The organism is Methylobacterium sp. WL7 (genome assembly GCF_008040085.1).
Lineage (GTDB): Bacteria > Pseudomonadota > Alphaproteobacteria > Rhizobiales > Beijerinckiaceae > Methylobacterium > Methylobacterium mesophilicum.
On record NZ_VRVG01000065.1, the window covers coordinates 20421 to 30091 of the forward strand.

At 62.8% G+C, this 9671-nt stretch carries 13 protein-coding genes; 7 read left to right on the forward strand and 6 right to left on the reverse strand.

The window, feature by feature from the left end; genetic code table 11:
• Nucleotides 1-417: 417 nt before the first annotated feature.
• A complete protein-coding gene (locus tag FV233_RS16975; RefSeq protein ID WP_147898151.1) occupies nt 418-648 on the forward strand; it encodes a hypothetical protein in 231 nt (76 codons plus the stop codon).
• 6 nt (nt 649-654) lie between these two features.
• Here the strand turns inward: FV233_RS16975 and FV233_RS16980 are convergent, their stop codons facing one another.
• Nucleotides 655-1029 (reverse strand): heme utilization protein, encoded by a 375-nt coding sequence (locus tag FV233_RS16980; protein ID WP_246690009.1) that lies wholly within the window; start codon nt 1027-1029, stop codon nt 655-657.
• A gap of 363 nt (nt 1030-1392) precedes the next feature.
• On the opposite strand from FV233_RS16980, the gene FV233_RS16985 reads away from it, so the two are divergent.
• From FV233_RS16985 to FV233_RS17005, 4 genes are all read left to right on the forward strand, one after another.
• A complete protein-coding gene (locus FV233_RS16985; protein ID WP_147852706.1) occupies nt 1393-1626 on the forward strand; it encodes a hypothetical protein in 234 nt (77 codons plus the stop codon).
• Nucleotides 1627-2042: 416 nt separating this feature from the next.
• Entirely contained in the window at nt 2043-2282 is a 240-nt protein-coding gene (locus FV233_RS16990; protein WP_147898152.1) for a 3',5'-cyclic-nucleotide phosphodiesterase, read from the forward strand.
• A gap of 128 nt (nt 2283-2410) precedes the next feature.
• Nucleotides 2411-2620, forward strand: coding sequence for a 3',5'-cyclic-nucleotide phosphodiesterase (locus FV233_RS16995; protein WP_147898153.1), 210 nt, complete (start codon nt 2411-2413; stop codon nt 2618-2620).
• A 569-nt stretch (nt 2621-3189) separates the two neighbouring features.
• On the forward strand, nt 3190-3900 hold the full coding sequence (locus FV233_RS17005; protein ID WP_147898155.1) for an anti-sigma factor: 711 nt from the start codon (nt 3190-3192) through the stop codon (nt 3898-3900).
• Between the two features lie 45 nt (nt 3901-3945).
• On the opposite strand, the gene FV233_RS17010 is transcribed toward FV233_RS17005, so the two are convergent.
• Together FV233_RS17010 and FV233_RS17015 are read right to left on the reverse strand one after the other, a co-directional pair.
• Nucleotides 3946-4515, reverse strand: a complete 570-nt coding sequence (locus FV233_RS17010) for a fasciclin domain-containing protein (protein ID WP_147898156.1) — start codon at nt 4513-4515, stop codon at nt 3946-3948.
• Nucleotides 4516-5237: 722 nt separating this feature from the next.
• Entirely contained in the window at nt 5238-5798 is a 561-nt protein-coding gene (locus FV233_RS17015; protein ID WP_147898157.1) for a chemotaxis protein CheB, read from the reverse strand.
• A 451-nt stretch (nt 5799-6249) separates the two neighbouring features.
• Between FV233_RS17015 and FV233_RS17020 the strand changes: the two genes are divergently transcribed.
• A complete protein-coding gene (locus tag FV233_RS17020; protein ID WP_147898158.1) occupies nt 6250-6543 on the forward strand; it encodes a hypothetical protein in 294 nt (97 codons plus the stop codon).
• Between the two features lie 212 nt (nt 6544-6755).
• On the opposite strand, the gene FV233_RS17025 is transcribed toward FV233_RS17020, so the two are convergent.
• Genes FV233_RS17025 through FV233_RS17035 form a run of 3 tightly spaced genes read right to left on the reverse strand, consistent with a single transcriptional unit; the run spans nt 6756 to nt 7453 of the window.
• A complete protein-coding gene (locus FV233_RS17025) occupies nt 6756-6956 on the reverse strand; it encodes a hypothetical protein (protein ID WP_147898159.1) in 201 nt (66 codons plus the stop codon).
• A 29-nt stretch (nt 6957-6985) separates the two neighbouring features.
• Nucleotides 6986-7186 carry a hypothetical protein gene (locus tag FV233_RS17030; protein WP_147898160.1) on the reverse strand — a complete coding sequence of 67 codons (201 nt, stop codon included), beginning with the start codon at nt 7184-7186 and terminating at the stop codon, nt 6986-6988.
• Nucleotides 7187-7189: 3 nt separating this feature from the next.
• Complete coding sequence (locus tag FV233_RS17035) at nt 7190-7453, reverse strand: hypothetical protein (protein WP_147898161.1); 264 nt, start codon at nt 7451-7453, stop codon at nt 7190-7192.
• Nucleotides 7454-7883: 430 nt separating this feature from the next.
• Here FV233_RS17035 and FV233_RS17040 point away from each other — a divergent pair, with 430 nt between their 5' ends.
• A complete protein-coding gene (locus tag FV233_RS17040; protein ID WP_147898163.1) occupies nt 7884-8597 on the forward strand; it encodes a DUF4142 domain-containing protein in 714 nt (237 codons plus the stop codon).
• The last annotated feature ends 1074 nt before the right edge of the window (nt 8598-9671 follow it).

Consider the following 9671-nt stretch of genomic DNA (forward strand, 5'->3'; position numbering starts at 1 on the left):
GCAGTTGCCGGCGACCTCATGGCCCGTGGCCGGCTTTCAAGGGGCCAGATCGCGACCCTTTGTCGAGAAGCCTATGGCGTCCGACATTGCACGTTCGAGGTTTGGGCGACCTGTTGGCCGCCTACGGCAGAGCAGCTACGGGCCGGCGACATCCTCGAGCGCCGCGCGAGGTCCGCGGCCTGACCCCTCAGTCCGTCCAGTCACGCGTGGACCGATTGCCATTCCGGACTGGCACTGCCGACTGCCTTTCCCGATCCGGGATCTCCTCAGGCGCGGCCATTCTATCTCAGATAACCGTCCCTGATCACTGTGCAGCTTGGGCCGTGTCGCGTACCTGGCCCCATCGCCGTGAGGAACGGCATCGAGCCCCGCCAGCCCTAAAACGATGGGCGGCGGGGCAGCGCTATGGATACGTTCGTGACTGCCATGCTCTCGCGCTCGAATGAAATCTTGCACGACCCACTCTTCCAGGCAGGGCGGCAGGTCGCCGAGGCTGAAGAGCGGCGCGAGCAGCAGATACGCGTCCTGTCGGCCCTTGCCCAAGGCTCGCCCGCACGGATCTACGCCGAGCACGTTCTGAGCGAGATCGAGCGAACCATCGCGCTCAGCCGTATGAACCAAGAGCTAATCGAGAGCCTCCTGGCGTGATCGGCTCTATCCCGACCGCTTGGCGCTCCAACTGCCGCTACACTCGATCAGACCACCGGAAGTGCGCCACGTACCGCTGCCACTGCCCCTCGTGCTGAGGCTCCCAGCAATCGGCACCTTGTTCGCCCCCTTGGTGATCGTCGCCTTCACCGCGCCTCCGGCAGATACGCCGCCAGCGATGTCGGTCTCGTCGCCGGGGATCGACGCGTCGCTACCCCTGATCTGCACCTGATAGCTCGTGCTAGCTGAGCAGGGTCCTTGGGCCGTCGCAGCGATGATCGTCCACGAGCCGTCGTACTGGTTTGGTATCCGCACCTTCCTCACGGCGGCATCAGCCGGACAGAGGAGGGTTGCTGACACGATAGCCACGAGGATCGCCACGGGAATACGGATCACAGATAGCTCCAACGTTTGCTCCGCCACAGGCCGCTATGATCGGCCGCATTCCCGGCATACGAAAGGAGCAGCCGAATAGTTTCAGCTTCAACCGAGATTGAAACTCTCAGTCGGTCAAGCTTGTGGATGGGCTCGTCGTGGTCTCGTCCTTAAGCCGTTGAGGCTGGCCGCTCTGTATCTGATCGTACAGTGAAAATTCGTCGCTTTATCGGCTCGATAGCTGAAACTCCCCTGCGATCAGGATCGTAGGGGCACTCTGACGTCGTGCCTTGGCGTCGTGCCGGGGCGTGCGGTTCCCCAGCCTTCCTGGCTCTGTGCCGACGCGCCCGCCGAACTCAGGAGAACATGATGAGGAAGACGACCTTCGCTCTCGCTGCTGCAACCCTGCTCGGCAGCTTCACCCTCAGTGTCGGCACCGTGTCGGCGGCTCCAGTTCCGGTAAGCGGTCTTCAGACCGGCCAGTCGGATGTCACGCAGGTCCGGATGATGCACGGCGACCGCATGATGATGAAGAAGCGCATGATGCATAAGCGGATGATGCACCGCCGCATGATGCGCAAGCGGATGATGCATCGCATGTGAGGCGATAACTGCCAGCATCGGAGGGCTCCGGTGGAGCCCTCTCACCCTCTGTCGTTCCGCCCGATGTCGAGGCTGACGCCTTGTCCCGGACCTACAGGCTCGCGGTGATACCCTGCCCTGTGTACCGGGGCTTCTACCGCTGGATCGTGTCGTCCTCTGACGGCCTCTTCTCCGAGCGATCGGCTTATCCCTACGCGACCAGGGGCTCTGCCCTGATCGTGGGTCGGATCCGGATGGAAGATCTGAAGGTCGATCGATCTTGATGGAAGTCCACGGATTTCTGGTTATGCCCCCCGACCTGAAGTTCATCTCCGAGAACGGGAGCCGTGCCGGGATCTGGTTCTGACAGCGGAAGGGATAAAATGGGCGCCGTCTTCGTTGGGGCCTCGACGAATTGCTCTGGTCAGGGACCAAGAATGCGCAGCCTCATCCTCGCCGTCAGCGTCCTCGCTATCGCCGGTCCCGCCTCAGCGCAGGTGCCCAACCGCGGCAACGCGGACTTACAGACCAACTGCGCGGGTGACTCCCTCGCATTCTGTGCCGGCATCGATCCGAACAGCCCGCAAATGGACGCCTGCTTCAAGAAGAATTTGAGCCGGATGTCTCCGAACTGCCGCCGAGCCATTGATGCCTACAAGGACGCCGGCGGCAAGTAGCTAATCTACCGTTCAGTCACAGCTCGAATACCGCGAAGGGTGCAAGCCTTAGCTTCGTAAGCGCAAAGGCTGGACCACCGAACCAAGCCTTTAGCGCATCAACGAACTCCTTTGATTCGACATCCAATATGCGAAGCATCACCCCGGCATTCGGCCTCATCGCCCTTGCGGCCCCTGCTCTCGGGGCACTCGACGCATCTACCTCAAAGCGTGGCAACAAGGATCTGAAGACGTACTGCTCGGGTGATACGGTCACTTTCTGCAGCGGCAATGATCCGGACAGTCCGGAGATGGACGCCTGCTTCAAGAAGAATGTGGACAAGATTTCGGAAAACTGACGGCGTGCGATCACGGATTACAAAGGCGGTGGCGGCAAATAGCATCGGCGTCGTCTTTGAGTTAGAGCAGCGGCAATCAAGACGCAGCCAAGTTGTACAGCACCTGACCATTCCCATTCTCGGATCGTCACCGGTGCTCGCAGTAACACCTGCGCTAACCAGAAACTGGCAATCTATAGGAACGTCGGTGGGATAGACGACCTCCCCCGCTCGCCCGTGATCAGATCGGGCGGCGGGGCCGAGCCGGTTCTCAGCCCAGATCAAGCAATCTCGCTTCTGGCCTGCTGGAACAGCCCTGAAACTCTGTCGCCCCGCTGACCGTAGGGGGTGAATGGCTCTCAAGGTGTCAGCATTCGGCCAAATCTTGCGATCCCACCGCGTCAAGGTAGTGCCTTGCACCGCTCAGCCGGGCTGCTTCCGATGGATCATTACCTCGGCTGACGGCCAACGGTCGGAACAATCGTCCTACTCCTACGCAACGGTCGCTGGCGCGCGAGCGGTCGGCAATATGCGGCTGCGTGAGCTGGTCGCAAAGACCTGACACACCCACAAATCTCAGAAAGCGCGTCATGAACGGCGGCATCTACGACCCCGCTTCGGATCCCGACCTACGCGCGGCCGAGTACGTGCTCGGCACCCTCGACCCGGAGGAGCGAGCGGCGATGGCGCGCACGCTCGCCACCGATACTGCCGCGGCGGCTTTGGTACAGGCCTGGGAGCGGTGGTTCTCGCCACTGTTCGGCGCCATCCCGCCGGTGATGCCGTCACCGCGGGTACGGGCGGCGCTGCTGAGGGCGCTCTCGGCCCGGCTCGGCGGATCGACCGCTCCGCTGGTCGGCGATCCCCTCACCCATCTGCGGCGGCAGGTCCAGCGCTGGCGCATCGCCACCGCGGGGGCCGGGCTGCTGGCGGCCGGGCTGGCGCTGTTCGTGGCGGTGGGCCTGCGACCGGAGCCGGAGGGCGGCCGCTACCTCGCGGTGGTCCAGGGCGGCGGCGCGCTCCCGGCGCTGATCGTGCGCGTCGACACCCGCACCGGCACCGCCCAGGTCCGGCCGGTCGGGGCCGAGGCACCCGCGGGAAGGAGCCTGGAGCTGTGGTATGTCGGCGCCGAGGGCCCGAAGCCGCTCGGCCTCGTCGAGGGCGGTGCGACCCGGGTGACCCTGCCGCAGGGCGCCGCGCCGGACGCGGTGCTGGCAGTGTCGGTGGAGCCTCCGGGCGGCTCGCCGAGCGGCCAGCCCACGGGACCGGTCGTCTTTACCGGCAAGCTGATCGCCGAGTAAGCGTAGGTCGAGGCGGCGCAGTCAGAACCGCGCCGCCAAGCATCATCACGGCATCAGCACGCCGTTGATGACGTGGATCACGCCGTTCGACTGCATCACGTTCGGGATCGTCACCGGAACGGTGTTGCCCTTCACGTCGGTGATGTAGATCTTCTTGCCCTGCGCCGAGACGCCGAGCGGCTCACCCTCGACAGTGGTGAGTTGGTTCTGCCCGCTGCCCTTCTTGGCCAACGCCATCAGATCCTTGGCGGTGTAGACGCCCGGGACCACGTGGTAGGTCAGGATCTTGGTCAGCGTCGGCTTGTTCTGCGGCTGCACCAGGTTCTCGACGGTGCCCGCCGGCAGCTTGGCGAAGGCGGCGTTGGTCGGCGCGAACACCGTGAACGGGCCGGGCCCGCTTAGCGTCTCGACGAGGCCGGCGGCCTTCACGGCGGCGACCAGGGTGGTGTGGTCCTTGGAGTTGACCGCGTTCTCGACGATCGTCTTACTGGCATACATCGGCGCGCCGCCGACCATCGGGTTCTTGGCGTAGGCCGCGCCGGTCACGCCCAGGCCGAGGGCGAGGGTCAGAGCGAACGTCTGGGCGACGCGGCGGCCAGTGTTGGCGTTAGACATCATGTTTCCTTCCATTGCCCCCTTCGGTGAGGGAGATGGCGCCTGATACGAGGCCCCTTGCGGAAAGGTTTCGGATCGTAGACCGTCCGGCCTCATCACTGATCAGTAAGCGTGATTGGAGCAGTTCTGCTGGGACCGGCTTGAACCGTATCGCAGCCACCGCCTCGATCACGGAAGGCGCCCGATCCCTCGGGCCACGGCGATGATGCTTGCTAACACGAGGACTACATTGGCGATCGCCAGTTTGATGCGCACCAACACCAAGCCCAGCCTCTTCATCGCAGGCCGACCCGTCAAGTGTTCTCGTCCTGATCGCCCTCGACCGACACGTCCATTCTCTCCAGCGGGACGATCGGGGTGCTCTCCGCCAAGACCCGGATCATCTCGGAGCGATCTTCGAGCATCGTGGCCGGCGGCTCTCCCACCATCGCCTTCCAGCCCGCAATAAATCGGGGTCCCGGCATTTGAGCGAGAGAGTCCTCGGGCTGGGGAGCCGGCTCGGTCGGTAAGATGCGTTCCCTGCTCATGGGCGCGGTACGCACGCTGCCCCAGGCATGTTTCGATGCGCTGTGGCCAGGGTAAAGACGGTGTTGCCTTGCTTGGCGCCCCGGGTTCTGTTCGAGCGGACGTCGAGCTACCGGAACCGGCTGGGACAAGAATGGGGCGTGTCTGTCTGGGAGTTCGCCAAGAAGGCCGGGGCCAAGTAAGCAAGTCGATCCGGTTCAGAAGTTGGCGCAATGCGCAGCTACCCGCTCCGCGAGGCGCCCGGCAGTAAGGGGAGCCTCAGGGTGATCGAGCTTCAGCGCAGCCCTGGGCATCTCGGGAAACTCGGCCTCGTCCAGGTTCTGTACCAAGCCAAGGCCACCGTGCGCCGTGATTGCAAGAATGCCCGCGGCCCCATCGCTGTTCGCACCGCTGAGCACGATCCCGACCACGCGCGCGCCATAGGTTTCGGCGGCCGATATGAACAACGGGTCGGCGGCCGGACGTGCGAAGTGGACCTTGATCCCCTGATCCAGCCAGATCGCGCCGAAGCCCAATCGCATATGGTGGTCGGGCGGCGCGACGTAGATCCGGCCGTGCTGGATCATCTCGCCGTGCTGCGCGAAGGCTGCCGGGAGACGGCTGCGCCAACCGAGGATGTCGGGGAGCATGCTCTGGTTCGCCCCGATGTGCTGGACGACGAACACGGAAGCGCGGCAGGTAGGCGGCAGCGCGGCGACAATCTGCAGAAGAGGTTCCAAGCCACCCGCTGAGGTGGCGATGACGATGATGGCACCCATTCGCCTGTGACAATCACCGTAACAGGTTCCGGTTCGTCCGCGCCCAGCGGAGTGTTCTGAGTAAACAGCCGGCAATCGGGTTGAGCCACAGCCTCGACCGCTAAGACTCTCGCAGCTCGCTCATCCCGGTCTCGGTCAGCAGCTCGCGCCCGGCCTGTGTCAGGAACTACAGCTTCCGCCTGGCCGGCCCTCGTACCGGCCTCTTCTCGACCAGACCAAGATCCTGCAGCACCGGCATGACGCTCGGATGCGCCCCGTGCTGCATGCCCTGCGGATACAGGGCGCAAGCGCGAAAGCCTTGAAGCTGAAGCCCGCGAAGAGGGGCACGGATCTCGGTGGGCATCGGGGAGAGCTACCGCAAGACAACGGTCATAGCCAAGTAGCATGATACATGTTGGAGAGGCTGCCTTCGGAACTGTGCATCTTTTCGCTCCCGTGAAGGAGAGCCGGTGTGGCGCACTACACGATCGATACCGATGCCGATGCCCAATACGTCGAGAGCGACTACAGCGAGGACCTGACATGCCACTCGGCGGCTCGGCGCATGGCGCTGTCCGCGCTGCCGGACTTGGTCCGGGACGGAGTGCCGGTCGGTGACCAAGGCACGTTCAGGGCGATCGTCCGCGACGAGAATGGCATGGAGATCTACGCCGCGACGCTCACGCTGGTCGGCGAGTGGAAGGTCACCCCTTCCCCTTCCAGAGCCGTGTTGCGCCAGCCGAACGGCCGTATCCTCGCGCTTTGACTGGCTACCCTTCGCGCCGCATTGTGGGCCGTCCTGACGAGGGACACCCATCGGTCCGATCCAGATTTACTCCCCCGTAATGTGGGTCGGGCCCGTGGGGCTTTATGTGCGTGTCAGGGTGCGAGCCTAAGGCCGTCAAATCCGAGACCAAGGATCGGATTTTGGAGGGTATCGGTGCGAGCTCCTGCGAGACGGTGACGAAGGCTAACTCGTCACTGCGTCTCGACCCACAGCAGCAGCAGCGCCGCCGTTGCCATCAGCGCCCCGAACAGCAGGACCGTCATGAAGTCGCGGCGCTGGATCGCCCCTTCACCCAGCGCATCGTCGAGCATGCCCCCTGCGGTTGAACCTGCGGTCATCCCTGAGACCAAGATGGCGGCGATCAGGATCCAGCCCGTCAGAGTGTAGAACATAGCCGGATCACCGTAGCCAAGACCATTACCTACGCGGACGCGATCAGCATCCAATCACGGGCCTTCGCCATGCGATCCTCGTCCGGGGTCAGCGGCATGTCGGTGATCACGCGGTTCACGATATGACGGACGACGTTCTCATCCAGGCCGAGCCCGTGTGCGAAGCCCCGTAGGGCCTGTATCAGGCGCTCGACGACAACCTGGTGATTTGGAGCTATCTCGTCCTTCACAGATCATCCCTTCACCAGGTGGGCCAGTAGGATCGCGGATTTGACCGCGGCTCGCTTGCTACCGGCCTTGGCAGTTGGCTCTTTGAGAACGGCTGATGCGTGGCGATCCGCTCGCACAGTCGCGGTGAGGTCAACGACGCAGCCTAGAGCCAGTTCGAACAGACCGATCTTGGGACTCGCGAGTACGGCGTCGCCCGCGGCGCTTACCTGCTCGGCAGTGACCTCTTTGGATTTCAGGAGGTCGGACACGGTCGGGGTGTTGGCCATCCAGCAGAGCTATCGCGGCTACCCTACCCCGTCCATGAGGCGCGTTGGCGTAGAGTCTCGATCAAAACAGATGCGCAACCCCACGCACCACAACGATAAGGAATGCGGACAGCAACAGTATGGCGGCCGTCGCCAACTTGGCGCGGGGCAACCGAGAATTTTCCTCAAGCATGAGCGGCTTAGCTAGGGCGCACCGGCAAGGCGGCCATATCATCGCGGCTCCGCGCCTTGTGCTGCTAAGTCCGTCTAATCTCAGCTTAGACGGTCCGCTGCTTCGAAGGCACACTACCGACTGGATCAAGTTATGTCAGGAACCGACTAGGAAGTGCGCCGTTGGACGGTCCCAGCGTGACCGTGATCGTGAAGCATATTGTAGCTGCCGAACACCTGCCGCCAGAGCGGTCCGCATATGAGCTTCCCGAGGTTAGTTATGTTCAAATGCCACGCGATTGCAGCAGCTCTGGTATTATCTGTGTCGGCTCCGGCGCTGGCCCAGGGCTTCACAGAGTTCCGCGTCCGCTCCCTGGAGTCGAACGCCTACGAAATTCAGGCGGCCGAGATCGCGCTGTCGAAGACCCGCAACCCGGCGCTGCGTGCCTACGCCGAAGATGCCATCCGCGATCACCGGGCTGCCAACGCCGCCCTGGTTGGCGGTGAGCGGAACTACGATCGGTTACAGGGAGCCGAGGTTGGCGGCCCGGTGGGTGGCGTACTCGCGGCACCGCTCGCGGTGGCCGGCGGTGCCGTTGGCGCAGCGACTGGAGCAGCAGCTGGTGTGGTCGGCGGCACCCTATCGGGCGGCCCGGTCGGCGGTTTGGAGGGAGCGGGCGCCGGAGCTGCCCGCGGCGTACAGGTCGGGAGCGGCGTCGGACAGGGCGAGGTGGTAGATACCGGTTCCACCGTCGCCGCACCGAGCCCCACTCAGCAGGCGATGCTGGCAGATCTATCTGCGACCCCGGCAGGCCCAGCTTTCGACAGCTTGTACGTCCAGCAGCAGTTACAGTCGCATCAGCAGGCGATCGCGATGACGCAGTCCTACTCGGCTTCGGGACCGAGCCCGGTGCTACGGACCTACGCGCAGCAAGCGCTGCCGGTCTATGAGAACCACTACCGTGCGGCCCAGCGGCTGCAACAGGGCATGTGAGACCGGATGTAGCGGGTTATTTTCAGACCTTGCTGGTTTTGGGAGGCGACGGGCACGGACCCGTCGCCTTTTCCATTCCCGACGTACACTGATCGGCTTGGCTCGCGACCGGACGGGCGACCATATCATCACAGCTCGGCCGGCCTCGCGCACAGCACGACCGTGCCCGCGGCCGATTTTCGTGGAATGGGGAGGGAGGTGGTCGCGAAGGAGAGACAGTGTGTCTTCAGCGCTCTCGCGCCGCGGTGTTTCATCCGGTTGAAGGACCGATTGGACCGACGTGTTGTGCCATAAGCTGCCCCGATGCGAATGGCTTGGCATAGCATTTGACGCGCTGAATTTCCGCGTTGGAGGAGCGGCCGATGCTCACGGAATGGGCGCAAAGCCGAACGGCCGGTTTTGCTCTCATTGGTGGCCGAGCATGGGGTAATCTGGCCGAAAGCGGAATGACCGCTTTGCTTAAGATTCGTCAAAGAGCGGACAGTTCCCTACAAGCTCGGTGTCCCGTTGGTGGCAATTAATCTCGGTCCCGAGATAGGTCCGCCGGTTTGCGAACGTCCTGCGCCGCGAGCCCCCAAGCCGAATATGCATTTGACTTACTGGAAAACAAAAACGCGACAGTTATTGATAGTGATTCGATAAAGAACTGATTGACGGTACTCCCGTTCAGAAACACGGCGCTAATCGTCCTGCAGGAGGAGATTTTGGCAGAAATATCTTAAAATATTCTCGACTCGGAATATTTCAGCTCGGCTAGATCAAGCGCGTCTATGTCGGCAATCGTGCTTCGGGCGTAACCGAAAGCCCCGGCCCTCTTTCAGGTACGCTCGATCGCTAAGTGGGAAAGGATGCGCATCTCGCTCACTTGCATTTTCGTAAGATTGTCGATCCGTGCATTCCGATTCACGTTGACATCACCGAAGAACGTCATGTCCCGTCATGGACGGCTTGGTGTGGCCACATTCAAAAGTTCCATTTTTGTCACACGCGCCTTAAATCTACGGCGGAATACAAGTATTATAGAATTTAACATGCGTCTGGTTCGCTTCGGGCATTGACCAACTGGTGCAACTC